General features: G+C 65.4%; 21 protein-coding genes. 2 read left to right on the forward strand and 19 right to left on the reverse strand.

Annotation, left to right across the window (positions count from 1 at the left end; all coding sequences use genetic code 11):
- Positions 1-39: 39 nt before the first annotated feature.
- The 8 genes from DDF70_RS03205 to DDF70_RS03240 form a co-directional block, all read right to left on the reverse strand.
- Positions 40-555 (reverse strand): 2'-5' RNA ligase family protein, encoded by a 516-nt coding sequence (locus tag DDF70_RS03205; protein ID WP_114943423.1) that lies wholly within the window; start codon positions 553-555, stop codon positions 40-42.
- 38 nt (positions 556-593) lie between these two features.
- Positions 594-995, reverse strand: coding sequence for a F0F1 ATP synthase subunit epsilon (locus tag DDF70_RS03210; protein ID WP_114943424.1), 402 nt, complete (start codon positions 993-995; stop codon positions 594-596).
- Positions 996-1,125: 130 nt separating this feature from the next.
- Positions 1,126-2,580, reverse strand: a complete 1,455-nt coding sequence (atpD, locus tag DDF70_RS03215; RefSeq protein ID WP_114943425.1) for a F0F1 ATP synthase subunit beta — start codon at positions 2,578-2,580, stop codon at positions 1,126-1,128.
- Between the two features lie 21 nt (positions 2,581-2,601).
- Positions 2,602-3,477, reverse strand: coding sequence for a F0F1 ATP synthase subunit gamma (locus tag DDF70_RS03220; RefSeq protein ID WP_114943426.1), 876 nt, complete (start codon positions 3,475-3,477; stop codon positions 2,602-2,604).
- Between the two features lie 54 nt (positions 3,478-3,531).
- A complete protein-coding gene (gene atpA, locus DDF70_RS03225; RefSeq protein ID WP_114943427.1) occupies positions 3,532-5,061 on the reverse strand; it encodes a F0F1 ATP synthase subunit alpha in 1,530 nt (509 codons plus the stop codon).
- Positions 5,061-5,633, reverse strand: coding sequence for a F0F1 ATP synthase subunit delta (locus DDF70_RS03230; protein WP_114943428.1), 573 nt, complete (start codon positions 5,631-5,633; stop codon positions 5,061-5,063). The genes atpA and DDF70_RS03230 overlap by 1 nt, the downstream gene beginning before the upstream one ends.
- Before the next feature lie 290 nt (positions 5,634-5,923).
- Positions 5,924-6,484 carry a histidine phosphatase family protein gene (locus DDF70_RS03235; protein WP_114943429.1) on the reverse strand — a complete coding sequence of 187 codons (561 nt, stop codon included), beginning with the start codon at positions 6,482-6,484 and terminating at the stop codon, positions 5,924-5,926.
- A gap of 34 nt (positions 6,485-6,518) precedes the next feature.
- Positions 6,519-8,681 (reverse strand): primosomal protein N', encoded by a 2,163-nt coding sequence (locus DDF70_RS03240; protein ID WP_114943430.1) that lies wholly within the window; start codon positions 8,679-8,681, stop codon positions 6,519-6,521.
- Positions 8,682-8,727: 46 nt separating this feature from the next.
- Between DDF70_RS03240 and DDF70_RS03245 the strand changes: the two genes are divergently transcribed.
- Complete coding sequence (locus tag DDF70_RS03245) at positions 8,728-9,714, forward strand: tyrosine recombinase XerC (protein WP_114943431.1); 987 nt, start codon at positions 8,728-8,730, stop codon at positions 9,712-9,714.
- Between the two features lie 1,178 nt (positions 9,715-10,892).
- Here the strand turns inward: DDF70_RS03245 and DDF70_RS03250 are convergent.
- From DDF70_RS03250 to DDF70_RS03285, 8 genes are all read right to left on the reverse strand, one after another.
- On the reverse strand, positions 10,893-11,516 hold the full coding sequence (locus DDF70_RS03250; RefSeq protein ID WP_114943432.1) for a thymidine kinase: 624 nt from the start codon (positions 11,514-11,516) through the stop codon (positions 10,893-10,895).
- 9 nt (positions 11,517-11,525) lie between these two features.
- The gene (lpdA, locus tag DDF70_RS03255) at positions 11,526-12,926 is read right to left on the reverse strand and encodes a dihydrolipoyl dehydrogenase (protein WP_114943433.1); all 1,401 of its coding nucleotides are present in this window, start codon (positions 12,924-12,926) and stop codon (positions 11,526-11,528) included.
- A 122-nt stretch (positions 12,927-13,048) separates the two neighbouring features.
- Complete coding sequence (gene odhB / locus DDF70_RS03260; protein ID WP_114943434.1) at positions 13,049-14,287, reverse strand: 2-oxoglutarate dehydrogenase complex dihydrolipoyllysine-residue succinyltransferase; 1,239 nt, start codon at positions 14,285-14,287, stop codon at positions 13,049-13,051.
- A gap of 68 nt (positions 14,288-14,355) precedes the next feature.
- The gene (locus DDF70_RS03265) at positions 14,356-17,316 is read right to left on the reverse strand and encodes a 2-oxoglutarate dehydrogenase E1 component (protein WP_114943435.1); all 2,961 of its coding nucleotides are present in this window, start codon (positions 17,314-17,316) and stop codon (positions 14,356-14,358) included.
- Positions 17,317-17,372: 56 nt separating this feature from the next.
- Positions 17,373-18,260 carry a succinate--CoA ligase subunit alpha gene (sucD, locus tag DDF70_RS03270; RefSeq protein WP_114943436.1) on the reverse strand — a complete coding sequence of 296 codons (888 nt, stop codon included), beginning with the start codon at positions 18,258-18,260 and terminating at the stop codon, positions 17,373-17,375.
- Positions 18,261-18,272: 12 nt separating this feature from the next.
- A complete protein-coding gene (gene sucC / locus DDF70_RS03275) occupies positions 18,273-19,472 on the reverse strand; it encodes an ADP-forming succinate--CoA ligase subunit beta (protein ID WP_114943437.1) in 1,200 nt (399 codons plus the stop codon).
- A gap of 74 nt (positions 19,473-19,546) precedes the next feature.
- Positions 19,547-20,509 carry a malate dehydrogenase gene (mdh, locus tag DDF70_RS03280; RefSeq protein ID WP_114943438.1) on the reverse strand — a complete coding sequence of 321 codons (963 nt, stop codon included), beginning with the start codon at positions 20,507-20,509 and terminating at the stop codon, positions 19,547-19,549.
- 240 nt (positions 20,510-20,749) lie between these two features.
- Positions 20,750-21,358, reverse strand: a complete 609-nt coding sequence (locus tag DDF70_RS03285; protein ID WP_245435354.1) for a TetR/AcrR family transcriptional regulator — start codon at positions 21,356-21,358, stop codon at positions 20,750-20,752.
- 171 nt (positions 21,359-21,529) lie between these two features.
- Between DDF70_RS03285 and DDF70_RS03290 the strand changes: the two genes are divergently transcribed.
- The gene (locus DDF70_RS03290; protein WP_114943439.1) at positions 21,530-22,792 is read left to right on the forward strand and encodes an Nramp family divalent metal transporter; all 1,263 of its coding nucleotides are present in this window, start codon (positions 21,530-21,532) and stop codon (positions 22,790-22,792) included.
- 288 nt (positions 22,793-23,080) lie between these two features.
- Here the strand turns inward: DDF70_RS03290 and zapE are convergent, their stop codons facing one another.
- From zapE to DDF70_RS03305, 3 genes are all read right to left on the reverse strand, one after another.
- A complete protein-coding gene (gene zapE / locus DDF70_RS03295; protein WP_114943440.1) occupies positions 23,081-24,265 on the reverse strand; it encodes a cell division protein ZapE in 1,185 nt (394 codons plus the stop codon).
- 236 nt (positions 24,266-24,501) lie between these two features.
- Entirely contained in the window at positions 24,502-25,095 is a 594-nt protein-coding gene (locus DDF70_RS03300; RefSeq protein ID WP_114943441.1) for an AprI/Inh family metalloprotease inhibitor, read from the reverse strand.
- 183 nt (positions 25,096-25,278) lie between these two features.
- Complete coding sequence (locus DDF70_RS03305) at positions 25,279-26,061, reverse strand: succinate dehydrogenase iron-sulfur subunit (protein WP_114943442.1); 783 nt, start codon at positions 26,059-26,061, stop codon at positions 25,279-25,281.
- Between the last annotated feature and the right edge of the window lie 9 nt (positions 26,062-26,070).

Genomic DNA, 26,070 nt, shown 5'->3' on the forward strand with positions numbered 1-26,070 from the left:
TCGAGATCACCGGCACAAGGCCGGTGATGACGTGCGGTGTCATGGCCACACGAAGCCAAAGCTCCGCACCTTCTCCCACGGCCCGCCGCGATACCACCACAGCTTCAGCCCCACAGCTTCGACCTGAAAAGGCCGGAAGTCGTCGCGCAGCTCCTCCAGAAGTGCTCGTGCGGCGGATGGATGGACCTTGTTCTGCACCGTCACATGCGGCTGATGGTTCTGGCGGTCCTGCGGCTTGAGCCAGTCGTTCCAAGTCACCGCCAATTCGCGGCGCAGATGCGTCAGCTCGTTGGATGCGAGCGCGTAGGCGACGCCACGCCCCAGGGGACGCAGGCCCGTGACGTCGAGACTGAAAGGTCGGTGGTGCGATGAGAGGGTCTCGATGTCCTGCTCGATCCGCGACAGGTGTTCGCCCAGGAGGGCGTGGAACAGCGTCAGGTGGGCCGGAATGAAATTGCGCTCGGATGGAAAGTAGCGGCGTCTCTGCGCATCGAAGAAGGCGAAGGAGCGTTCGTCGAACTGGAGCGTGAGAATGAGCGGTGCGGGCTGGTCCATCAAAGAAAAACCCGGCTCGTGGCCGGGTTGTTTCAGGTTCAGAAGTTGAGTGCCGCCTTGGCTTCACGCAGTTGCGCGATGGCCGCTTCGGCCACGTGCTTGGCGGCCGGTTCGTTGGTGGCATCGTAGTGCATTTCGGCGGTCAGGATTTCCTGGTCGAGGATGTCCTGCGTGATCTCTTCCTCGGGGAGCGCGCGCTCGGCGAGGACCGTGAGGCTGTTCTGGTTCACGTCGGCGAAGCCGCCGCGGACGAGAACCCGCCGTCCGTTGCCCGGCGTGCTGGTGACGACGAGGAACCCGGTCTTCAGGGTCGTCATCAGGGGCGAATGGCCGGCCAGAACCGTCATGTCGCCTTCGGTCGCCGGCAGCACCACGGCATCGACCTCGCCGGAGAACAGCACGCGCTCGGGAGAGACGAGTTCGAAAGTGAAGGTAGCCATCTGAGCTCCTCGTCATCCCATCGCCGGTGATCGGCCGGGAATCGTTTGGGAGATACGCTTCGAAAAGTACTTTTGGACAAGAACATCCCGGAGCGTGCGTGCACAGCGCCGGGATGTCGCTTGATGACGATTAAGCCGCTTCGGCAGCGAGGCGCTGGGCCTTCTCGACGGCTTCGTCGATGGTGCCGACCATGTAGAAGGCCGCCTCCGGAAGGTGGTCGTACTGACCGTCGACCAGACCCTTGAAGCCCTTGATGGTGTCTTCGAGCGCGACGAGCTTGCCAGGCGAGCCGGTGAACACTTCGGCGACGTGGAACGGCTGCGAGAGGAAGCGCTCGATCTTGCGGGCGCGGGCGACGGTGAGCTTGTCCTCTTCAGACAGCTCGTCCATGCCCAGGATCGCGATGATGTCCTGGAGCGCCTTGTAGCGCTGCAGCACCTGCTGGACCTGACGGGCGACGTTGTAGTGCTCCTCGCCGACGATGGCGGCCGAGAGCATGCGCGAGGTCGAGTCGAGCGGGTCCACGGCCGGGTAGATGCCCTTCTCGGCGATCGAGCGCGACAGAACGGTCGTAGCGTCGAGGTGGGCGAAGGAGGTCGCCGGGGCCGGGTCGGTCAGGTCGTCAGCGGGCACGTAGATGGCCTGCACCGAGGTGATCGAGCCCTTGGTGGTGGTGGTGATGCGCTCCTGCAGGGCGCCCATGTCGGTGGACAGGGTCGGCTGGTAGCCCACGGCCGAAGGAATACGGCCGAGAAGCGCCGACACCTCGGAGCCCGCCTGGGTGAAGCGGAAGATGTTGTCCACGAAGAACAGCACGTCCTGGCCCTGGTCGCGGAAGTTCTCGGCGACGGTCAGGCCGGTGAGCGCGACGCGGGCGCGGGCGCCCGGGGGCTCGTTCATCTGGCCGTAGACGAGAGCGCACTTGGAGCCGGCGGCCGAGCCTGCCTCGCGCGGATCCACGTTCACCTTGGACTCGATCATCTCGTGATAGAGGTCGTTCCCCTCGCGGGTGCGCTCGCCGACGCCGGCGAACACGGAGTAGCCGCCGTGTGCCTTCGCGACGTTGTTGATGAGCTCCATGATCAGCACGGTCTTGCCGACGCCCGCACCGCCGAAGAGGCCGATCTTGCCGCCCTTGGCGTAGGGAGCGAGCAGATCGACGACCTTGATGCCCGTCACGAGGATCTGGCCCTCGGTGGATTGCTCGGCATAGGAGGGAGCCGGCTGGTGGATGGCGCGGGTGCCTTCGCCGACGATCGGGCCGGCTTCGTCAACCGGCTCGCCGATGACGTTCATGATGCGGCCGAGCGTGGCGGCGCCGACGGGCACCGAGATCGGCGCGCCGGTGTCGGTGACTTCCTGGCCGCGCACGAGACCCTCGGAGGTGTCCATGGCGATGCAGCGGACGGTGCTCTCACCGAGCTGCTGCGCCACCTCGAGCACGAGGCGGGAGCCGCCGTTCGTGGTCTCGAGAGCGTTGAGGATCTCCGGCAGGTGGCCTTCGAACTGCACGTCGACGACGGCGCCGATGACCTGCGTGATGTGACCGGTCGCTTTACCGGCGGTGGTAGCGGTGTTTGCCATGTGAGGCTCCTCTCGGATTCGTCAGAGCGCCTCGGCGCCCGAAATGATTTCGATCAGTTCCTTGGTGATCATCGCCTGACGGGACCGGTTGTAGGTCATCGTCTGCTTCTTGATCATCTCGCCCGCGTTGCGGGTCGCATTGTCCATGGCGCTCATGCGGGCGCCCTGTTCGGAAGCGGCGTTCTCGAGCAGCGCTCGGAAGATCTGCACGGTGAGGTTCCGCGGCAGGAGCGTCGTCAGGATCTCGCCTTCCTCGGGCTCGTACTCGTAGACAGCGTCGGTGGAACCACCGGCGCTGGCCTCGATCTGGGCCGGGATGATCTGCTGCGCGGTCGGGATCTGGGCGATCACGGAGCGGAAGCGCGAGTAGAACAGGGTCGCCACGTCGAACTCGCCGGCCTCGAAGCGGGCGAGCACCTTCTGGGCGATCATGTCCGCCTGCTCGAAGCCGATCTGGCGCACGGCGCGCAGATCCACGAACTCGATGATCTGCTCGGCGAACTGGCGACGAAGGATGTCGTAGCCCTTCTTGCCGACGCACACGATCTTGACCGTCTTGCCCTCGGCGAGCAGCCGGTTGGCATGGTCGCGGGCGAGGCGGGCGATCGAGGAGTTGAAGGCACCGCAGAGACCACGCTCTGCGGTGCAGACGATCAGCAGGTGAACGCGATCTGAGCCGGTGCCGGCCAGCAGACGCGGCGTTTCCGGCCCGACGGTGATGCCGGACGCGATGTTGCCGAGCACCACCGCCATGCGCTCCGCATAGGGACGCGCGGCTTCCGCCGCGGTCTGCGCGCGGCGCAGCTTCGCGGCGGCCACCATCTGCATGGCCTTGGTGATCTTCTGCGTCGCCTTGACCGAGGCGATGCGGTTACGAAGGTCTTTCAAGCTCGGCATCGAGCAGCCCTACCTCTCCGGTGTCCCGGTTCGATCTTACGTGAACCCAAGTCTTTACGAGAAAGACTTGGCGTAGTTCTGGACGACGTCCTTGAGCTTCGCTTCCGAGTCGCTGGACAGGTCCTTGGAAGCGCGGATGGCTTCCAGGATATCGGCGTGCTTGCCGCGCAGGAGCGAGAGCAGACCGTCCTCGAACGCGCGCACCCGGTTGAGCGGCAGGTTGTCGAGGTAGCCGTTCACGCCGGCGTAGATCACGGCGACCTGCTCTTCCATCTTCAGCGGCGAGAACTGCGGCTGCTTCAGAAGCTCGGTCAGGCGCGAACCGCGGTTCAGCAGGCGCTGCGTGGTGGCGTCGAGGTCGGAGCCGAACTGCGCGAAGGCCGCCATCTCGCGGTACTGCGCCAGCTCGCCCTTGATCTTGCCTGCGACCTTCTTCATCGCCTTCGTCTGGGCCGAGGAGCCCACGCGCGACACCGAGAGGCCGACGTTCACGGCCGGGCGGATGCCCTGGTAGAACAGGTCCGTCTCAAGGAAGATCTGGCCGTCGGTGATCGAGATCACGTTGGTCGGGATGTAGGCCGACACGTCGTTGGCCTGCGTCTCGATGACCGGCAGAGCGGTGAGCGAGCCCGCGCCCTGGCTGTCGTTGAGCTTTGCAGCGCGCTCGAGCAGGCGGGAGTGCAGGTAGAACACGTCGCCCGGATAAGCCTCGCGGCCCGGCGGACGGCGCAGCAGGAGCGACATCTGACGATAGGCGACGGCCTGCTTGGACAGGTCGTCATACACGATCACGGCATGCATGCCGTTGTCGCGGAAGAACTCGCCCATGGCGCAGCCGGCGAAGGGCGCCAGGAACTGCATCGGGGCCGGATCGGAAGCGGTCGCGGCGACCACGATGGAGTATTCCAGCGCGCCGTTCTCTTCGAGCACCTTCACGAACTGGGCGACCGTGGAGCGCTTCTGGCCGACGGCCACGTAGACGCAGTACAGCTTCTGCGACTCGTCGTTGCCCTGGTTCAGCGGCTTCTGGTTCAGGATCGTGTCGAGTGCGACGGCGGTCTTGCCGGTCTGGCGGTCGCCGATGATCAGCTCGCGCTGGCCGCGGCCGACCGGGATCAGGGCGTCGATGGCCTTGAGGCCCGTCGCCATCGGCTCGTGCACGGACTTGCGCGGAATGATGCCGGGGGCCTTCACGTCCACGCGGCGGCGCTCGGTGGCCTGGATCGGGCCTTTGCCGTCGATGGGGTTGCCGAGCGCGTCGACGACGCGGCCGAGCAGGTCCTTGCCGACCGGCACGTCCACGATGGCGCCGGTGCGCTTCACGGTCTGGCCTTCGGCGATCTCACGGTCGGAGCCGAACACCACGACGCCGACGTTGTCGGTCTCGAGGTTGAGGGCCATGCCGCGCACGCCGCTCTCGAATTCGACCATCTCGCCGGCCTGGACCTTGTCGAGGCCGTAGCAACGAGCAATGCCGTCACCGACGGACAGGACCTGTCCGACTTCGGTGACTTCAGCCTCGGTACCGAAGTTCTTGATCTGCTCTTTGAGGATCGCGGAGATCTCAGCGGCTCGAATGTCCATCAGCGGACCTCTTTCATCGCTAGACGAATGGAATTGAGTTTGGTGCGCACCGAGGCATCCACCATGCGGGACCCCATCTTCACGATGAGACCGCCGATGAGGCTCGGGTCGATTTTGACGTCGACGGAGACGTCAGCCTTGGCGACGTCGCGCAGCGCCGCCTTGATTTCGTTGAGAACGGTGTCGGACGGCGCCTCCGCCAGGATGACCTGCGCCCGAACGATGCCCTTCGCGTCGGACACGAGGTTCTGGAAGGCGCGGATCATGTCGGGAAGCGCGAAGAGCCGGCGCTTGGACGCGACGAGGCGGATGAAATTGCCTGCGAGACCCGAAATGCCGGCCTTGTCGAGAATGGCTCCGATCGCGCCCGACTGCTCTTCTGCCGTGAAGATGGGGTTCTGGATCAGGCGCTGCAAGTCGTCGCTGCCGCGGATCAGCTGGTCGAAGCGGGCGAGGTCGCCGGCGACGGCATCCACGGCATTCGCTTCCCGGGCGAGTTCGAACAGCGCCGAAGCATAGCGCAATGCTACGCCCGACAGGAGGGGTCCTTCTTGCGAACCGCTTTGCGCCACGTAACCGTCTCTCTCGTATCGTAACGGGTCTCAGACCGGGACGGCCTTTAGAACGAGGCCCTCGGGAAACCCGTCAGGTGTGGAAATGAGCCCGGAGCGGAAGCCGTATCCACCTGCCGGGCGAGGGTGCACTAGCATGGGTTTTTCTAAGGCGCAAGGCGAGCTAGGCCCTGTCTTGCCTGGAAAAAACCGGGCGTCCGGTTAAGGTAAAGGTCAGGAGCCGCCTCCTATCGGGCGAAAGCTGCTCCCCGTCCCTCTTGGGCTTTTGGCATCGCCCCGCGTTGAGAGCCTCAAAGCTCCAGGGTGGCAACCTCGCAATTGGCGAGGAACCGGCCGGTGAGCCTGCTGAAGAAGGTGCCGTGTCCCACCACGGCGATCATCGTCTCCGGCCGCTCCGCGAGCCAGCCCCGGAACCGCTCGACCCGCTCCTCGAACACATGGGCAGGCTCGGTGACGAAACCCCTCTCGTTGATCTCGCCCTCATTGTGCCACCACACCTCGTCCAGGTGCCCGAAGGACAGGTGGGGAAATTCCCGCGACAGGTCGGAGACGGCGCTGCCGACGTCGCAGCTGCTCTCCAGGTGCTCGCGGTGGAGGCATTCCACCAGGATCGTCGGCCGGGCCGGATGATCGCCGAACAGGCCCAGGGTGGTCTGGATGGCCCGGGTGAGCGGCGAGGTCACGATAAGTTCATAAGGGTTCGGGCGCAGTTCGGGCGCCCGCTCGGCCACCTGGCGCAGGCCGAGCTCGGTCAGGCGGGCATCGAAATGCCCGGGATCCTCGCCATGTTCGGCGTAATGGGCGTTGAAGGTGGATTGGCCGTGGCGGATGCAGTGGACGATCTTGGTCATGGGGCCTTGTCTTAGTGATGAAGCTTTCTCTTGATCACAAAAAGCTCTGCGGATCCACGTCGATGGATACGCGGGTGTTGCCGCGGATCTTCGGGCAGCGGGCCATCCAGCCGCGCAGGTAGGCCTGGAGATCCACCTCCCGCTCGGTCTTCACCAGGAGCCGGAAGCGGTAACGGCCACGGATCAGGGCGAGCGGCGCCTCGGCAGGGCCGAGCACCGTCACCCCGGGCGGGGGCTCGGCGACGAGGGCCATGGCGCGGGCATGGGCCTCGGCCGCCTCCCGTTCCTCCGCCGAAACGATCAGGGAGGCAAGCCGTCCGAAGGGAGGCAGGCCTGCCATCTCCCGGACGCGGGTCTCCTCCTCGTAGAACCGCTCGGCATCGCCGGAGATGAGAGCCGCGATCACCGGATGGTCCGGCTGCCAGGTCTGGACCAGGGCTCGTCCGGGTTTCTCGCCGCGGCCGGCGCGGCCCGTGACCTGCTGGAGCATCTGGAAGGTGCGCTCGGCGGCGCGGGGATCGCCCGAGGTGAGACCGATATCGGCATCGAGCACGCCTACCAGGGTCATGAGCGGGAAATTGTGCCCCTTGGCGACGAGCTGGGTGCCGATCACGATGTCGAACTCGCCCGCCGCGATGGCCGCCAGCTCCGCCCGAAGGCGCTCCGTGCCGCCCGGGAAGTCGCTGGACAGGACGATGCAGCGCTTATCCGGGAACAGCTCGGTCGCCTCCTCGGCGATCCGCTCCACGCCGGGCCCGCAGGGCACCAGCGAATCGACGCTGCCGCATTCCACGCAGGCATGAGGGGTCCGTTCCACATGGCCGCAATGGTGGCAGACCAGGGAACGCCGGAAGCGGTGCTCCACCAGCCAGGACGAGCAGTTGGGGCATTCGTAGCGATGGGCGCAGGCCCGGCAGAGGGTGAGCGGCGCATAGCCCCGCCGGTTGAGGAAGAGCAACGCCTGCTCGCCCTTTGCGACCGTGTCTTCCACGGCCGACACAAGGGTCGGCGAGAGCCAGCGGCCTTTCGGAATGGCCTCCTTGCGCAGGTCCACGGCCCTGATCTGCGGCATGGAGCGCCCGCCGAATCGCTCCGGTAGCTTCACGTGGCGGTAGCGCCCGCGCTCCACATTGACCCGGCTCTCGATGGAGGGCGTCGCGGAGGCCAGCACCACGGGGGCGTTCTCGATCTTGCCGCGCACCACCGCCATGTCGCGGGCATGGTAGTGGACGCCATCGTCCTGCTTGTAGGCGGTCTCGTGCTCCTCGTCGACGATGATGAGGCCGAGATCCGCATATGGCAGGAAGAGGGCCGAGCGGGCTCCGGCCACCACTTTCACCTCATTGGCCGCGATGGCCGCATAGAGGCGCTCTCGCTTGCGGCCCGTGACGCCGGAATGCCAGGTGGCCGGCTTCACGCCGAAGCGGGCGGCGAACCGGTCGAGGAACTGGGCCGTCAGCGCGATTTCCGGCATGAGGATCAGCGCCTGCCGGCCGCTCCGCACGGCCTCGGCCACCGCCTCGAAATAGACCTCCGTCTTGCCGGAACCCGTGACGCCTTCGAGCAGGATCACGGGGGCATGCTCCTCGCCCATGGCGGCGACGAGCTCATCGGCCGCCTCGCGCTGGCCGTCGGAGAGAGCGGTGTGGCCGAAGGCCGGATCGGGCGTCTCGGCGACCGGCTCGGCCAGAAGCGCCACAGTCTCCAGGGCGCCCTCGTCGATGAGACCGTTGACCACGCCCGCACTGACCCCGGCCGCATGGGCCAGTTCGCTTTTCAGCCGCACGGTTCCATCCTGGGCGACCTCCATGACCTTCTGCCGCGCGGGCGTCATACGCTTCGGCAGGGATCCGGCGAGCTTCACGCCGACGCGGACGACCTCCTGCCGGTCCGGATCCGGGATCTTCAGCCCCATGGCGAGGGCCGAGCCCTTGGGCGCCAGGGTGTACCAGGCGATCCAGTCCAGGAACTTGCGCATCCGGGGCGACAGGTTCGGCGCCTCGATGACGCCTGTCACCTTCTTGAGATTGCCCCCCTGCCCGTCCCGCATTGCCCAGACCACCCCGGCCACCTCGCGGTTGGCGAGCGGCACCTGCACGACATCGCCTTCCTCGACAGGGAGGCCATCCGGCACGGCATAGGAATAGGCCGTGTCCAGCGCCAGCGGGATGAGGACATCGGCGATGCGGCTTGTCATCGATAAGGAGTTAACCTGTGAGTGCTACGGTTCTGCCCTTGCATAAATGGGACTCATGTCAAGCAGCGCCACACAAAATGTTCTCGATCTGGTCCTTCCCGGCGCGGATGACACCCGCCGCGAGGCCATGGCCTGGCTCGCTTCCCTGGCCAAGGAGCGGCGGCTCTCGGCGAAGACCGTCGAGGCCTATGCGCGGGATCTGCGCCAGTTCCTCGCCTTTCTCACCAACCATCTCGGCGAGCCGCCGAGCGTCAAGGGCATCTTGAGCCTGAAGCCGATGGACATTCGCTCCTTCCTGGCGGCACGGCGGATGGATTCGGTCGGAAGCCGCTCGCTCATGCGCCAGCTCGCGGCCCTGCGCTCCTTCGCCCGGCACCTGGAGCGGGAGGGCCACGGCACGGCCTCGGCTTTTGCCGCGATTCGCACCCCGAAGGTGGACAAGAACCTGCCGCGTCCCCTCTCCGCCTCCTCGGCCGTCGCGTTGACGAACGCCGACACGCGGGCGTCCGAGGACCGAAAACCCTGGATCCTGGCCCGCGATGCCGCCGTGCTCTCATTGCTTTACGGGGCGGGCCTGCGCATTTCGGAGGCGCTCGGCCTCCAGCGGCGCGATGCGCCGGTGGACGGCACCGACACGGTCACGGTCACCGGCAAGGGCGGCAAGATGCGCAGCGTGCCGGTGATTCCGCCGATCCGGCGTGCCGTCGAGGAATACCTGCAGCTCTGCCCTTATGCGATTCCGCCCGAGGGCCCGCTCTTCGTCGGGGCGCGGGGAGGTCCTCTCTCGCCGCGCATCATCCAGCTCGCCGTCGAGGAGCTGCGTGGAGCGCTCGGCCTGCCGGACAGCGCCACGCCCCATGCCCTGCGCCATTCCTTCGCGACGCATCTTCTCGCCAGGGGCGGCGACCTGCGCGGCATCCAGGAACTCCTCGGCCACGCCTCGCTCTCGACCACGCAGCTCTACACGAAGGTGGATGCGGCACGATTGATGGATGCCTTCAACGGGGCGCATCCGCGGGCACGGGTGAAGTGAGCGTCAGGCGCCATTCGGGATGCGCGGCCGCTCCGCCGGCATGTACCGGATAGGGACTGGGTTGCCCTCGCTCCTTGTGGGGGAGAGGGTTGGTCTTGCTTCGCCCTACGGCCGAACCCGGTGCGTCAAATGCTCCGCCCAACCGACACCCTCGCCGTCATCACAGGGCTTGTCCCGGTGATCTCGATGGATTGAAGCGCAGCGCCATTCGGATCGAGAGGGCCGCCACAGGGCCGGCCATGACGGCTCGCGTAACGATCCCGGTGTCATTCCCGCGCAGGCGGGAACCCATAACCGCGACGTCTCAAGACAGGACGAGCCGCGTTGCGTCTCGTTTTGCACCGTCGGCGGCTCTGGGTCCCGGGTTCCGCTGCGCGACCTCGGGATGACGGCGGGTGTGTCTGATATCAAAGAGCCAGCACCTGTGGGCCCGCAGCTTGCGCTGCGAGCCTGCAGGGCTCGAGGGAGGTGCGAGAGGCCGCCGGCTCGATGCTAGGGTTGAGTGGAAGAGCCGGACGGCGCCTCGCACGCGGGATTTTTAGGCGTTTCGACTTGGCAGCCCACAGGCACCAAGGGCCTCCTGTCCGCCGGCTGCGTGACCGGCGGGCAGGCCCGCTCCCTGCCCCGACACTCGTGACGCCTCGCGAAGCGCGCCCCTCGGCGGGCGGGGATGGGCAATGATATAGCCGAGCTTGAGCCCGCTGTCAAGAACAAAGTGGGAACATTGCGTCCAGCCAACCACCGTCTCGACGTCATCACCTCCCCGGACTTGATCCGGGGACCCGTGCCGGTGATCCCGATCGGAAGAGTGCGCCTTTCCAATCGGGATGGCCGGCACAAGGCCGGCCATGACGGGGGAGAGGATGGAAAGGGAGCGCTCCTCTCAGCCCCCTCTCCAACGCTCATCCTGAGAGGCTGGCTCGTCAAGCGGCGCGGGTGCTTCCCTCCCCCTTGTGGGGAGGGGTGGCTGCGCAAGCAGCCGGGGTGGGGGTGTCGGCGCCAGACCTTCATAGGCTATCGCTCACACCCCCACCTCCTCCCCACAAGGGGGAGGAGAGCAGGACGGTGCTTCACACAAGCGGGATGGCCGGCACAAGGCCGGCCATGACGCGCGGGGGTCTCAGTCCCGCACTTCGTACACGGGATCACACTGTCGCGTCGTAACACCCTCTCGTCGGCTACTCCGCCGCGATCGGATGCGCGAGCAGCTGGCGCGCGGCGGGGCCGATATCGCCTTGCGTCCAGTGGGGACGGCAGACGGACACGTAGCGGCCCTCGCCGCCGATCTCCACCACTTCGCCCGAGCGCACGGCCTCGCCGTTGCGGTCGTATTTCAGGATCATCGTGGCCTTGCGGCCGCAATGGCAGAGCTGCTTGATCTCCTGAAAATCCTCGGCCAGCGCCATGATGGTCGCGATGGCGTCGCTGAACAGCGTGCCGTACACGTTGTTCTTCAGCCCATAGGCCATGACGGGAATTTTGAGCTCGTCGACGATCCAGGCCAGCTGACGGACCTGATCGGCCGTCATGAACTGGACCTCGTCGATCAGAACGACCGTCACCTTCTTCCTGGCATGCTCCGCCGCGACGATGGCCGCGATATCCTCGTCCTTGCGCAGCGGGATCGCATCGGCCTCGAGGCCGATGCGGGACTTCACCTTGCCGACACCGAAACGGTCGTCGATTAGGCTCGTGAACAGCAGCACGTGGCCGCCGTTCTCGATGTAGTTGTAACGAACCTGCAGGAGATGGGTCGTCTTGCCTGCATTCATCACCGAATGGATGAAGTGAAGCTTTGCCATGAATCCATATTACATATGGATGGCGCGCTTCTCCACCGCCAAAGCGGCTTCCTTCACAGCTTCCGCAAGCGTCGGATGCGCGTGGCAGGTGCGGGCCATGTCTTCCGACGAACCGCCGAACTCCATGGTGATCGCTGCCTCGTGGATGAGGTTGCCGGCTTCCGGGCCGATGATGTGGACGCCGAGCACCTTGTCGGTGCTCGCATCGGCCAGGATCTTCACGAAACCGTCCGTGGTGCGGTTCACCTTGGCACGGCCGTTGGCCGTGAAGGGGAACTTGCCGACGTTGTAGGCGACGCCCGCGGCCTTCAGTTCCTCCTCCGTCTTGCCGATGGAGGCGACCTCGGGGAACGTGTAGACCACGCTCGGGATCACGTCGTAGTTCACGTGGCCCGCCTTGCCGGCGATGATTTCGGCCACGGCAACGCCCTCGTCCTCCGCCTTGTGGGCGAGCATGGGGCCGGCGATCACGTCGCCGATGGCGTAGATGCCGGTCACGTTGGTGGAGAAATGCGAATCCGTCTGGATGCGGCCGCGATTGTCGAGCTGGACGCCCACGTGATCGAGGCCGAGGCCCTGCGTGTAGGGCACGCGGCCGATGGCGACGAGCACCACGTCGGCCTCGATGGTCTCAGCCGCACCGCCGGCGGCCGGCTCGAAGGTGAGCGTCGCGCCGGTGGCGGTCTTTTCCACCTTGGTGACCTTGGAGCCGAGCTTGAACTGGAAGCCCTGCTTGGCGAGGATGCGCTGGAAGTTCTTGGCGACCTCACCGTCCATGCCGGGCAGGATGCGGTCGAGATATTCCACCACCGTCACCTCGGAACCGAGGCGGCGCCACACGGAACCGAGCTCCAGGCCGATCACGCCGGCGCCGATGACCACGAGGCGCTTCGGCACGCTCTCGAGTTCGAGCGCGCCCGTGGACGAGACCACGATCTTTTCGTCGATCTCGATGCCGGGCAGGCGGGTCACGTCCGAACCCGTGGCGATGATGATGTTCTTGGTCTCGAGAATCTGGTTCGAACCGTCCTCGCCCGTCACTTCCACCTGGCCGGGAGCCGCGATGCGCGCGGTGCCGATGAAGGCATCGATCTTGTTCTTCTTGAGCAGGAACTCGACGCCCTTGGTGTTGCCGTCGACGCCTTCCTGCTTGAAGGCCTGCATGGTGTTGAGGTCGAGGGTCGGCGCCGACACGCCGATGCCGAGGCCGGCGAAATGATCGCGCGCTTCCTCGAACATGTGCGAGGCGTGCAGCAGGGCCTTCGAGGGAATGCAGCCCACATTGAGGCAGGTGCCGCCATGGGTCTTGCGCTTCTCGACGACGGCGGTCTTCAGGCCGAGCTGCGCGGCCCGGATGGCGGCCACGTAGCCGCCGGGGCCGGTGCCGATGACGATAACATCGTAGGACATTGATTTACCCCTCACTTCGTCATCACGGGCCTTGTGCCGGTGATCCCGATACGGTGAAGCACGGAGCCCCTCCGATCGAGATGGCCGGGACAAGCCCGGCCATGACAGACATGGTGAAAAACTTACAGATCCAGAACGAGGCGGGCCGGATCCTCCAGCGCGTCCTTGACGCGCACGAGGAAGGTCACGGCTTCCTTGCCGTCGACGATGCGGTGATCGTAGGAGAGCGCGAGATACATCATCGGGCGCACGACGATCTGGCCGTTGCGGACCACCGGACGCTCCTCGATGCGGTGCATGCCGAGAATACCCGATTGCGGCGCGTTGAGGATCGGCGTCGACATCAGCGAGCCGTAGATGCCGCCGTTGGTGATCGTGAAGGTGCCGCCCTGCATCTCGTCGATGGAGAGCTTGCCGTCACGGGCGCGGCGGCCGAAATCGGCGATCTTCTTCTCGATGTCGGCGATCGAGAGATTGTCCGCATCGCGCACCACCGGAACCACGAGGCCCTTCTCGGTGCCGACCGCGATGCCGATATGGTAGTAGTTCTTGTAGACGAGATCCTGGCCGTCGATCTCGGCATTCACCGCCGGGACGTCCTTGAGTGCCTGGATCACCGCCTTGGTGAAGAAGCCCATGAAACCGAGCTTGGTGCCGTGCTTCTTCTCAAACACGTCCTTGTACTGGCTGCGCAGGTTCATGACCGCGCTCATGTCCACGTCGTTGAACGTGGTGAGCATGGCGGCGGTGTTCTGCGCGTCCTTCAGGCGGCGCGCGATGGTCTGACGAAGCTTCGTCATCTTCACGCGCTCTTCACGCTCCGCATCGACCGGAGCCGAGGGAGCACGCACCTGAACGGGAGCAGCCGGCGCGGCAGCCGAAGCGCCGCCCGTTGCGATGGCGGCGAGCATGTCGCCCTTGGTCACGCGGCCGTCCTTGCCGGAGCCGGCGACGCCCGCCGGGCTCACGCCACTCTCGGCCGCGAGACGGGCGACGGCCGGGCCGTGGTCCTTGGCGGCGCCGGGGGCAGCGGCAGCCGGGGCAGGAGCGGGAGCAGCAGCGACGGGGGCAGGAGCAGCCTTGGGCGCTTCTGCCTTGGATGCGGCGGGAGCCGCCGCAGCACCGCCTTCGACGATGGAGCCGAGCACCGCGCCGGGGCTCACCGTCTCACCGTCCTTGGCCACGATGTCGCCGAGGGTGCCGCTCGCGGGAGCGTTGACCTCGAGCGTCACCTTGTCGGTCTCGAGCTCGAGCACGGGCTCGTCGGCCTTCACGGGGTCGCCGGGCTTCTTGAACCAGCGGCCGATGGTGGCCTCTGACACGGATTCGCCAAGGGTGGGTACGCGGATTTCGGTTGCCATGGTCGTCTTTGGGTCTTGCGGGGCTTGAGGTTAAGCCCCTCGGAATGGGGAGAGGACTTTCGCGGTTTTTAAGCCGCGAAAGCCTCGTCGAGGAAGGCTTGCAGTTGAGCCGTATGCTTGGACATGAGGCCGGTCGCGGTCGCCGCGGAGGCGGGGCGTCCCACATAGCGCGGGCGGTCCACCTTGGAGCCCGCCGTCTTGAGCACCCATTCGAGATAGGGCTCGACGAACATCCAGGAGCCCATGTTCTTGGGCTCTTCCTGGCACCACACCACGTCGGCCTTCTTGAAGCGGGACAACTCGGCCGCCACGGACTTGGCCGGGAACGGATAGAGCTGCTCGACGCGAAGCAGGTAGACGTCGTCGATGCCCCGCTTCTCGCGCTCCTCGAGCAGGTCGTAATAGACCTTGCCCGTGCAGATCACCACGCGCCGGATCTTGTCGTCCTTCACCAGCTTGATGCCCTCGGATGCGCCCTGGGCGCTGTCCTGCAGCACACGGTGGAAATAGGTTCCCTCCGCGATGTCGGCGAGGCTGGACGTGCAGCGCTTGTGGCGCAGCAAGGATTTCGGCGTCATCAGGATCAGCGGCTTGCGGAAGTCGCGCTTCAGCTGGCGGCGCAGGATGTGGAAGTAGTTGGCGGGCGTCGAGCAGTAGCCCACCTGCATGTTGTCCTCGGCGCACATCTGGAGGAAGCGCTCGAGGCGGGCGGAGGAATGCTCCGGACCCTGGCCCTCGTAGCCGTGCGGCAGCAGGCAGACGAGACCCGACATGCGCAGCCACTTGCGTTCGCCCGAGGAGATGAACTGGTCGAACACCACCTGGGCGCCGTTGGCGAAGTCGCCGAACTGCGCTTCCCACAAGGTCAGCGCATTGGGCTCCGACAGGGTGTAGCCGTACTCGAAGCCGAGCACCGCCTCTTCCGACAGCATCGAGTTGATGACCTCGTAGCGGGCCTGGTTCTCGGTGATGTGGTTGAGGTTGGTGTAGCGCTCCTCGTTCTCCTGGTCGGTGAGAACCGAGTGGCGCTGCGAGAAGGTGCCGCGCTCCACGTCCTGGCCGGAGAGGCGCACGCGGTGGCCTTCGATCAGGAGCGAGCCGAAGGCGAGGGCCTCGGCCATCGCCCAGTCGAGTCCTTCGCCGGTCTCCAGCATCTTCTTGCGGTTGTCGAGGAAGCGCTGGATCGTGCGGTGGACGTGGAAGCCCTCCGGGATCGTGGTGAGCGCCTTGCCGATCTGCTGCAGGGTCTCGGTCGACACGCCGGTCTGGCCGCGACGCGGATCGTCCTGGTCCTCGCGGACCGCCTTGAGCCCGGACCAGCGGCCGTCGAGCCAATCGGCCTTGTTGGGCTTGTAGTTGGCCGCGATGTCGAACTCGGCGTCGAGCTTCGAACGCCAGCTCGACTTCATCTCCTCGACCTCGGCCTCGGTGACGACGCCTTCGTCGACGAGCTTCTTGGAGTAGAGCTCGACGATCGCCGGGTGCGACCGGATCTTGCGGTACATGAGCGGCTGGGTGAAGGCCGGCTCGTCGCCCTCGTTGTGGCCGAAGCGGCGGTAGCAGAACATGTCGATGACGACGGGCTTCTGGAAGCGCTGGCGGTACTCGGCCGCCACCTTGGCGGCGAACACGACGGCCTCCGGGTCATCGCCGTTCACGTGGAAGATCGGCGCCTCGACCATCTTCGCCACGTCCGACGGATAAGGCGAGGAGCGCGAAAACCGTGGATCGGTGGTGAAGCCGATCTGGTTGTTGATGATGAAGTGAATCGAGCCGCCGGTGCGATGACCGCGCAGGCCGGACAATCCGAAGCATTCCGCCACCACGCCCTGACCGGCGAAAGCGGCGTCGCCGTGGATGAGCAGCGGCATCACGGCCGTGCGGTTGTCGGGCGTGCAGCCGTGCTGGTCCTGCTTGGCGCGGACCTTGCCGAGCACGACGGGATCGACGATCTCGAGGTGCGAGGGATTGGCGGTCAGCGACAGGTGGACGTTGTTGCCGTCGAAGGTGCGGTCCGAAGAAGCACCGAGGTGGTACTTCACGTCGCCCGAGCCTTCCACGTCGTCGGGCGCGAAGGAGCCGCCCTTGAACTCGTGGAACAAGGCCCGGTGCGGCTTGCCCATCACCTGGGTGAGAACGTTGAGACGGCCGCGATGGGCCATACCGAACACGATCTCCTTCACCCCGAGATTGCCGCCGCGCTTGATGATCTGCTCGAGCGCCGGGATGAGCGACTCGCCGCCGTCGAGGCCGAAGCGCTTGGTGCCGGTGTAGCGGACGTCCAGGAACTTCTCGAAGCCTTCCGCTTCGACGAGCTTGTTGAGGATGGCGCGCTTGCCTTCCATCGTGAAGGTGATTTCCTTATCGGGACCTTCGATGCGCTCCTGAATCCAGGCCTTCTCGACCGGGTCGGAGATGTGCATGAACTCGACGCCGAGCGTCTGGCAATAGGTGCGCTCCAGGATCGCGACGATCTCGCGGATCGTGCCGAACTCAAGGCCGAGCACGTTGTCGAGGAAGATCTTGCGGTCCCAGTCGGCTTCCGTGAAGCCGTAATGGGACGGGTGCAGTTCCTGGTCGTTTGGACGCGGGTTGATATCGAGCGGATCGAGCTTCGCATGCAGGTGGCCGCGCACCCGATAGGCGCGGATCAGCATGATGGCGCGAATGGAGTCGCGGGTCGCCTGCTGCACGTCGATCTGGCTGATCTCGACGCCCTTGGCTTCCGCCTTCGCCTTGATCTTGTCGCCGACCGCCTTCTCGACCTGGGCCCAGTTGCCGTCGAGGGCGGAGATCAGCTCGCCATTGGCAGGGATCGGCCAGTTCTGCTTTTCCCAGGAGGGGCCGTTGGCCGCCTTCTCGACAGCCTGCTTGTCGTCCCTCAAGGCGCCGAAGAAGGCCTGCCATTCGGCGTCGACCGAGCCGGGATCCTTCTCGTAGCGGGCCTGGAGTTCCTCGATGTAGGACGCGTTCGCCCCATAGAGGAAAGCGGTGTTCAGGAAGTTTTCGTTGGCGTCTTGGCGTGCCATGGCAACCTACAATCCAAAAGCTGTTTGGCCGCCCCATCGTCGGGGCGGCCTGTTCGTTATCGACCCTTGAGAACCTCGACCAGGGTCTTGCCGAGTCGTGCCGGCGACGGGGACACGCGGATGCCCGCGGCCTCCATGGCGGCGATCTTGTCTTCCGCGCCGCCCTTGCCGCCGGAGATGATGGCGCCGGCATGGCCCATGCGGCGTCCGGGAGGAGCCGTGCGGCCGGCGATGAAGCCGACCATCGGCTTCTTGCGGCCCTTCTTGGCCTCGCGGGCGATGAACTCGGCCGCCTCTTCCTCGGCCGAGCCACCGATCTCGCCGATCATGACGATCGACTCGGTCTTGGGATCGGAGAGGAACATGTCGAGCATCTCGATGAACTCGGTGCCCTTCACCGGGTCGCCCCCGATGCCGACCGCGGTGGTCTGGCCGAGGCCTTCATTGGTGGTCTGGAACACGGCCTCGTAGGTGAGCGTGCCGGAGCGCGACACGATGCCGACGGAGCCGGGCTTGAAGATGTTGGCCGGCATGATGCCGATCTTCGACTCGCCCGCGGTCACGATGCCCGGGCAGTTCGGGCCGATGAGGCGCGACTTGGAGCCTTCGAGCGCCCGCTTCACGCGCACCATGTCGAGCACCGGGATGCCTTCGGTGATGCAGACGATGAGCGGGATCTCGGCCTGGATCGCCTCGCAGATGGCATCAGCCGCGCCCGGCGGCGGAACGTAGACCACCGAAGCGTCGGCGCCGGTCGCTTCGCGCGCTTCCATGACCGTGTCGAACACGGGCAGGTTCAGGTGCGTCGAGCCGCCTTTGCCGGGCGAGGTGCCGCCGACCATCTTGGTGCCGTAGGCGATGGCCTGCTCGGAGTGGAAGGTCCCGTTCTTGCCGGTGAAGCCCTGGCAGATGACCTTGGTGTCTTTGTTGATGAGGATGGACATCAGCTCGAAACCTTACTTTCCGCCGCGCACGGCGTTCACGATCTTCTGGGCGGCGTCGTCGAGATCGTCAGCCGGGATCACGTTGAGGCCGGATTCGCGGATGATCTGCTTGCCCTCTTCCACATTCGTGCCCTCGAGGCGGACCACCAGCGGAACCTGCAGGCCGACAGCCTTCACGGCGGCGATCACGCCGCGGGCGATGACGTCGCACTTCATGATGCCGCCGAAGATGTTGACGAGGATTCCCTTCACGTTCGGATCGGCCGTGATGATCTTGAACGCCGCCGTCACCTTCTCCTCTGACGCGCCGCCGCCGACATCGAGGAAGTTCGCCGGCTCCTCGCCGTAGAGCTTGATGATGTCGAGGGTCGCCATGGCGAGGCCCGCGCCGTTGACCATGCAGCCGATGGTGCCGTCGAGCGCGATATAGGCGAGGTCGTACTTGGAGGCCTCGATTTCCTTCTCGTCCTCTTCCGTGATGTCGCGCAGCGCGACGATGTCGGGATGACGATAGAGGGCGTTGCCGTCGAAGGAGATCTTCGCGTCCAGGCACTTGAGGTGCTGGTCCTTGGTGACGATCAGGGGGTTGATCTCCAGCATCTCCATGTCCTTCGCGATGAAGGCCGTGTAGAGCTTGGTCACCAGATCCTCGGCTTCCTTGGCGAGCGCGCCCTTCAGGCCCAGCGCCTTGGCGACCGTGCGGCCGTGGTGGGGCATCACGCCGGTGGCCGGATCGACCGAGAAGGTCAGGATCTTCTCAGGAGTGTCGTGGGCGACCTGCTCGATATCCATGCCGCCTTCCGTCGAGACGACGAAAGCGACCCGGCCCGTGGCGCGGTCCACCAGCATGGAGAGGTAGAGTTCGGTCTCGATGTCCGAGCCGTCTTCGATATAGAGGCGGTTGACCTGCTTGCCGGCCTCGCCGGTCTGGATCGTCACCAGGGTGTTGCCGAGCATCTGCTTGGCGAATTCCTTCACCTCTTCGACGGACTTGGCGAGGCGCACGCCGCCCTTCTCGCCGGCAGCGGCTTCCTTGAACTTGCCCTTGCCGCGACCGCCCGCGTGGATCTGGGACTTCACGACCCAGAGCGGACCGCCGAGTTCCTTAGCGGCGGCCTCGGCCTCGTCGGCGGAGAAGATGGCCTTGCCGCGGGAGACGGGCAGACCGAATTCCTTCAGAACCGCTTTGCCTTGATATTCATGGATGTTCATTCGTTTCTCTCCGCGTCAGCGGTTGAAGGCGTGCGGACCGGGCTGAACGCCCGGCCCCGACGTCTTGAGGAATTTTAGGCCAGAGCCGAGTTGATCTGCTTGCAGGCGTCGACGAGGCCCTGCACCGAGGCGACGGACTTCTCGAACATGGCCTTCTCGTCGGCCGAGAACTCGACCTCGACGATGCGCTCGACGCCGTTCTCGCCGATCACGATCGGAACGCCCACGAACATGTCCTTCACGCCGTACTGGCCGTTGAGATAGGCCGCGCAGGGCAGGACGCGCTTCTTGTCCTTGAGGTAGCTCTCGGCCATGGCGATGGCGGACGCGGCCGGCGCGTAGAAGGCGGAGCCGGTCTTGAGAAGGTTGACGATCTCGCCGCCGCCCTTGCGGGTGCGCTCGACCATGGCGTCGAGCTTCTCCTGGGAGGTCCAGCCCATCTTCACGAGATCGGGCAGCGGAACGCCGGCGACCGTCGAGTAGCGCACGAGCGGCACCATGTCGTCGCCATGGCCGCCGAGCACGAAGGCGGTCACGTCCTCGACCGACACGTTGAACTCCTCGGCCAGGAAGTGACGGAAGCGGGCCGAATCCAGCACGCCGGCCATGCCGACGATCTTCTCAGGAGCCAGGCCGGAGAACTTCTGGAGCGCCCACACCATGGCGTCGAGCGGATTGGTGATGCAGATGACGAAGGCGTTCGGGGCATATTGCTTGATGCCGTTGCCGACCGCTTCCATGACCTTCAGGTTGATGCCGATGAGGTCGTCACGGCTCATGCCGGGCTTGCGCGGCACGCCGGCGGTCACGATGATCACGTCGGCGCCTTCGATGGCCGAGTAGTCGTTCGCACCCTTGTACTTGGCGTCGAAACCGTCGACCGGCGCGGATTCAGCGATGTCGAGACCTTTGCCCTGGGGGATGCCTTCCGCGATGTCGAAGAGAACGACGTCGCCGAGTTCCTTCAAGCCGACGAGATGGGCGAGGGTTCCGCCGATCTGGCCTGCACCGATGAGCGCGATCTTTTTCCGGGCCATGGTCTGTCCTTGGGTTTTGGCAAGGGCCTTATTTGAGGCACCGCCTTTTTGAGGTGGCGCTGTTTGCCATGAGAGATGGGCGGTCATCAAGCGACCAAAAGGTTAACAGGCAAGGCATTCCGGCCCTGGGAAAGTCTCGGCAAGCCTAACGGTTCTAAAATACTTCGCGTTTACAGCGGCTTGAGCCTGTCGAAGGTCGTTGAATTTTTCTGTTACAAATTACAGATTTTGTAACTCATGTTACACGCTACCGTTCGCCAGCGCCCGCAGGACGACCCGGATCATGGTCGCGAGGCGCTGGTCGAGGATGTCCTGGGGCACCTCGGCGTCCAGCCGCACGGTCAGGGGATTGATGAAACGATAGACGGAATCCGTGATGAAACCGTGAGCTTTCTCTCGGTCCCGGGGGTCGAACTTGGCCGTCGCGATCCCCTCGTCAAGCACCCGGTCGATCAGCAGGCGCATCCGGGACCGGTGTTTGCGGATGAGGGGGCGGGAGGTCTCGGTGGCCGAGCAATAGACGTCGAACAGATGCCGGTCTTCCTTCAGGAGATCCCGGTGGATGCGCGCCCAGGCCTGGATCAGGCGCTCCAGCTTGTCGTCGGCGGGATCGGGGGAATCCGCGACGTCCGCGATGGTCGCCTCCATCCTCCGCAGCCATTGCCCGGCGACCGCGTCGATGAGGGCCGCCTTGTTGGCGAAGTAGCGGTAGACATTGGCATGGGTCATGCCGGACGCGTCTGCGATACCGACCACGGTGACGTGCTTGGAGCCGTGGCGACGCAGCTGATCGGCGGCGATGTTGAGGAGCCGTGTCTCCACAGGCATCGTATGGCGCACGTTCTTCATGACATCCGGTCCGGGGCGGCCGCTTGCGTGAAGCGGGATCGATCGGGGCCTCGTTAGCACGAAGTGAGGATGCCGGGCCAGAATGGTTCCACTTGACGGACCTGTGTCCCATCGCGCCTACTGTCCGGACCCTTGAGTGATCAGCACCCAGGCTCCTTTGTGACGTAACCCGTGCCGAAACATCGCCGATCCCTCTTCAACCTGCTGGGTCCTGGCCTGATCACAGGGGCGGCGGATGACGACCCGAGCGGGATCGCCACCTATTCCCAGGCCGGCGCCCAGACGGGTTTCGGCCTGCTGTGGACGGTGTTCCTCACCACGCCCTTCATGACCACCATTCAGATCGTCAGCGCCCGCATCGGCGCGGTCACGGGACGCGGGATCGCGGCCAATGCCCGGGCCGTCTATCCGCGCCCTCTCGTGTTCGGGCTGATCGCCCTGCTCTGCGGCGCGAACATCATCAATATCGCAGCCGATCTGGCGGCCATGGGCGAGGCCTTGCGAATGCTGACGGGCGGCCCTCCTCACGTGTATGCCGCCGCCTTCGGACTCTTCTGCCTGATCTGCGAAGTCTTCATCTCGTACAGGCGCTATGCACCCTATCTGAAAGGCCTGACACTCGCACTCTTCGCCTATGTGGCGGCGGCCTTCAGCATCCATGTGCCGTGGAGCGAGGTGTTCACGGCGACGTTCGTCCCGCGCCTCTCCTTCAGCTCGGATTACTGGTTTCTCGTCGTCGCGATCCTCGGCACCACCATCAGCCCGTACCTCTTCTTCTGGCAGGCGGCGGAGGAAGTGGAGGAGGACAGGCTGAAGCACAGCAACAGCTTCAGGCGCTCGCCCCAGCGGGCACAGGCGCGGCTAAAGGGGATCACCATCGACACCTGGATCGGAATGATCTTTTCCAACCTCGTCGCCTTCTTCATCATCGTCACGACGGCCGCGACCCTGCACGAAGGCGGCGTCACCGATATTCAAACGGCGTCCCAGGCCGCCGAAGCCCTTCGCCCCATCGCGGGACCCTTCACCTTCTTCGTGTTCGCCGCGGGCATCATCGGGACGGGGTTGCTGGCCGTGCCGGTTCTCGCGGGCTCGGCCGCCTATGCGGCGGCCGACGCTTTCGGGTGGCGCAGCAGCCTGGAATCCACCGTGATGAAGGCGCGCGGCTTCTACCTGATCCTCGGCGCCGCCACATGCCTTGGGATTCTTCTCGCGTTCTCGCGCATTGATCCCATCAAGCTGCTTCTGTGGAGCGCCGTCATCAACGGCATCGCGGCCGCCCCGATCATGGCCATGATGATGGGCATCGTCACCAACAGGCGGGTGTTGGGGGACTATACCGTGGAGAGCTGGCTCGCCTGGCTCGGATGGGGCGCGACGGCGCTCATGGGGCTGACCATCTTCGCCCTCATCGCCAGCCTGTTCCTGAGTTGAGCCGCTAGAACATCGAACGCAAAAGTGGGAACCGGTTTTGCGTGCAAAGATGCGATAAAACAAAAACTTAGAACATCGGACATAACCGTGTTCCGCCCCTGCCCTGAGAGCCTCACCCTGAGAGGCTGGCTCATCAAGTGGCGCAGCCGGGGTGGGGGTGTCGGCGCTGAACTGGACCAGCGTGGCGCCGACACCCCCACCCTAACCCTCCCCACAAGGGGGAGGAGAGGTCCCGGTGCTTTACGAGTCAGACTCTCAGGATGTGGGCGGTGGGTTTTGCATGGTCCTTTAAGTTTCGGCCAGTCCCTCGGAGCTGCCGGACTTTTCCCGACCATGCGGAAGGGACAGGTATTCCTCGGACCGCATCTCGATCAGGCGCGACACCGTGCGGTCGAACTCGAACGCTTCCCGGCCGCTGTCGGCGTGGTAGAGCTCATGGACCTCGGCCTCGGCAGAGGCGAGAAGCTTCACATGGGCGTCGTAGAGGGCGTCGATGAGCAGGATGAAGCGCTTCGCCTCGTTGCGCCGCTCGAAGGACATGGCGGGGATGTTTTCGAGCACGACCGTGTGAAACTCCTCGGCCACGGCGAGGTAATCGGAGGCGCCAAGTGGTTTGGAGCAGAGATCCGCGAAGGAGAAGCGCGCCACGCCGCTTGCGGCCTGGGGCACTTCGACGGGATGTCCCTTGACGGTCAGGGTCACGGGCTTGCCGCTGTCGCGGCCCGTCAGGCTCTTGAAGGCGCGGGTGAGCGCAAGGTGCGCGTGGTGGTCGGCCGGCGCATAGAAGACGGGGCTGCCCGCGAGCTTCTCGAGCCGAAAATCCGTGCGGGACTCGAGCTTCACCACGGCCATCCGCTCCTGCAGAAGCCCGATGAAGGGCAGGAAGAGCGAACGGTTGAGGCCGCCCTCGTAGAGCCGGTCCGGCTCCACGTTGGAGGTGGCGACGACCACGACCCCATGGGCGAAAAGCGCCGTGAACAGGCGCCCCAGGATCATGGCGTCGGCGATGTCGGTGACGGTGAACTCGTCGAAGCAGAGCACCCAGGCCTCCTGGGCCAAACTCTCCGCCACGGGCGCGATGGGATCGTCGCCCGTGACCGTCCCGTTTTTCAGCTTCTGCCTGTACTCGTGAATGCGCCCGTGCACGTCGGCCATGAAGGCGTGGAAATGCACCCGGCGCTTGCGCCGCACGGGCAGCGCCTCGAAGAACAGGTCCATCAGCATGGTCTTGCCGCGCCCGACCGAGCCCCAGACGTAAAGCCCCCTGGGCGTCTCCGCGCTCTTCTTGCCGAACAGCCAGCCGAGCGCGCTGGGCTTGCGGGCGAGGCGATGGTTGGCGAGGCTCTCGGCTAGCGTCTCCAGCCGCTTGAGCAGGGCCACCTGCGCCGGGTCGCGCTCGATGGCGCCCGACGTGACCAGGGCGTTGTAACGGGCCGTGATGGAATGGGGCGAGGAAAAGGAGGTGTCGTTCACGGGATGACCGATACCCCTCCCCGCCTTGCAGCGCAAACGTCTTGAGGGTGATTACGTTGAAAAACGGCCAGTTCTCAAAGCTTAGTCGACCACTTACCCACTATGTCATCACCGGCCTTGTGCCGGTGATCTCGATCGGAAAGGCGCGGCGTTTCACTTCATCGGGATGGCCGGCACAAGCCCGGCCATGACGTGGAGGCTCGTTCACGAAAGGCGGACGAGTTTTTCGCCGGTCATCACCGCGTCAGGCTGAGCGGCGCGCCGGACTTGGCGAGAACGCCGCTGAGCGACGAGGAGGATCCGCGCAGGCGCGCCGTCACCGAACCGCCGGTCTGGTAGAGATAGACCTCGCCGTCGCGATAATCCCAGGCATTGACCTTGGACAGGTCCTGGTTGGAGCAGCCGGATGCGGAAGCGCGGTAGAGATCGAGGGCCGGCGTGCTCGAGAGCTGGACCCGGCACGAACCACCGGAGGTCTGGACGCTCCAGTTGCCCACCATGGCGGTGCGGTTCGTCGGAGCCGGGGCGGGAGCCGCCGCAGGGGCCGGCCCGCCGATGGTCGGCGGCGGAGGCGCGGGCGGCAGGCCGGCGATTTCCGTTCCGCCGGCCGGGGGAGTGGTCATGCCGGGAGCGATCGGCGCGCCGGCAATCGGCGGCAGCGGGGAAGCCTCGACGGGTCCCGACGGGACGGCCTCGACCGGCGGAGCCTCCGTGATCGGTGCCGCCGCTGCGCCACGGACCGGCGGACCGCTGAGGCGGGTTGAGGAGCACGCGCCGAGCGCCAGGGCGGAGCAGATTACAGCAGTGGTCAGCCACAGCGGCTTCGTCATCTTGGTCCTCGCATGCGTGGGCGTCCGTTCGGACGGGTTCTCTCGCAGCCCAGGCTACAAAGAGGAATATGAACCCAGGCCAACATTGTTCCGGCTTCGACATATGGGATAGCGCGCGACAAAAAAAGGCGCCCGAGGCGCCTTTTCGTGAAGTTGTTGCAAGGAAGCGTCACCGACGCAACGTCACACGACTCGCGCGACCATCATCTTCTTGACCTCGGCGATGGCCTTTGCCGGGTTCAGGCCCTTGGGGCAGGTGTTGGCGCAGTTCATGATCGTGTGGCAGCGATAGAGCCGGAACGGATCATGCAGGTTGTTGAGGCGCTCGCCGGTGTTCTCGTCGCGGGAATCGATCAGCCAGCGATAGGCCTGGAGCAGGGCTGCCGGGCCCAAGAAACGGTCGCCGTTCCACCAGTAGCTCGGGCACGAGGTGGTGCAGCAGGCGCAGAGAATGCACTCGTAGAGGCCGTCGAGCTTGGAGCGCTCCTCCGGCGTCTGGCGCCACTCGGTCTCGGGCGCGGGCGTCTCCGTCTGGAGCCAGGGCTCGACGGAGGCGTGCTGGGCGAAGAAGCTCGTCAGGTCCGGCACAAGATCCTTCAGCACCGGCATGTGCGGCAGCGGATAGATCTTGATGGAATCCGACGCGCAATCGTCGATGCCGAGCGTACAGGCGAGCGTGTTGCCGCCCATGATGTTCATGGCGCAGGAACCGCAGATGCCCTCGCGGCAGGAGCGGCGGAAGACCAGCGTCGAGTCGACGTTGTTCTTGATCCACAACAGCGCGTCGAGAACCATCGGGCCGCAATCGTCCCGGTCGACGTAATAGGTGTCGATGCGCGGGTTCTGCCCGTCGTCCGGGTTCCAGCGGTAGATGCGGAATTCCTGGACGTTCGTGGCGCCTTCCGGCTTCGGCCAGGACTTGCCTTCGGTGTACTTGGAGTTTTTCGGGAGGGTGAACTGGGCCATTAGGTCTTA

The organism is Microvirga calopogonii (genome assembly GCF_003347665.1).
GTDB lineage: Bacteria > Pseudomonadota > Alphaproteobacteria > Rhizobiales > Beijerinckiaceae > Microvirga > Microvirga calopogonii.

Excerpts from the sequence above, each read along its gene's own strand:
- DDF70_RS03205 (WP_114943423.1), bottom strand. The coding sequence starts at position 555 with ATGGACCAGCCCGCACCGCTCATTCTCACGCTCCAGTTCGACGAACGC.
- DDF70_RS03210 (WP_114943424.1), bottom strand. The coding sequence starts at position 995 with ATGGCTACCTTCACTTTCGAACTCGTCTCTCCCGAGCGCGTGCTGTTC.
- atpD (WP_114943425.1), bottom strand. The coding sequence starts at position 2,580 with ATGGCAAACACCGCTACCACCGCCGGTAAAGCGACCGGTCACATCACG.
- DDF70_RS03220 (WP_114943426.1), bottom strand. The coding sequence starts at position 3,477 with ATGCCGAGCTTGAAAGACCTTCGTAACCGCATCGCCTCGGTCAAGGCG.
- atpA (WP_114943427.1), bottom strand. The coding sequence starts at position 5,061 with ATGGACATTCGAGCCGCTGAGATCTCCGCGATCCTCAAAGAGCAGATC.
- DDF70_RS03235 (WP_114943429.1), bottom strand. The coding sequence starts at position 6,484 with ATGACCAAGATCGTCCACTGCATCCGCCACGGCCAATCCACCTTCAAC.
- DDF70_RS03240 (WP_114943430.1), bottom strand. The coding sequence starts at position 8,681 with ATGACAAGCCGCATCGCCGATGTCCTCATCCCGCTGGCGCTGGACACG.
- DDF70_RS03245 (WP_114943431.1), top strand. The coding sequence starts at position 8,728 with ATGGGACTCATGTCAAGCAGCGCCACACAAAATGTTCTCGATCTGGTC.
- DDF70_RS03250 (WP_114943432.1), bottom strand. The coding sequence starts at position 11,516 with ATGGCAAAGCTTCACTTCATCCATTCGGTGATGAATGCAGGCAAGACG.
- lpdA (WP_114943433.1), bottom strand. The coding sequence starts at position 12,926 with ATGTCCTACGATGTTATCGTCATCGGCACCGGCCCCGGCGGCTACGTG.
- odhB (WP_114943434.1), bottom strand. The coding sequence starts at position 14,287 with ATGGCAACCGAAATCCGCGTACCCACCCTTGGCGAATCCGTGTCAGAG.
- DDF70_RS03265 (WP_114943435.1), bottom strand. The coding sequence starts at position 17,316 with ATGGCACGCCAAGACGCCAACGAAAACTTCCTGAACACCGCTTTCCTC.
- sucD (WP_114943436.1), bottom strand. The coding sequence starts at position 18,260 with ATGTCCATCCTCATCAACAAAGACACCAAGGTCATCTGCCAGGGCTTC.
- sucC (WP_114943437.1), bottom strand. The coding sequence starts at position 19,472 with ATGAACATCCATGAATATCAAGGCAAAGCGGTTCTGAAGGAATTCGGT.
- mdh (WP_114943438.1), bottom strand. The coding sequence starts at position 20,509 with ATGGCCCGGAAAAAGATCGCGCTCATCGGTGCAGGCCAGATCGGCGGA.
- DDF70_RS03285 (WP_245435354.1), bottom strand. The coding sequence starts at position 21,358 with ATGAAGAACGTGCGCCATACGATGCCTGTGGAGACACGGCTCCTCAAC.
- DDF70_RS03300 (WP_114943441.1), bottom strand. The coding sequence starts at position 25,095 with ATGACGAAGCCGCTGTGGCTGACCACTGCTGTAATCTGCTCCGCCCTG.
- DDF70_RS03305 (WP_114943442.1), bottom strand. The coding sequence starts at position 26,061 with ATGGCCCAGTTCACCCTCCCGAAAAACTCCAAGTACACCGAAGGCAAG.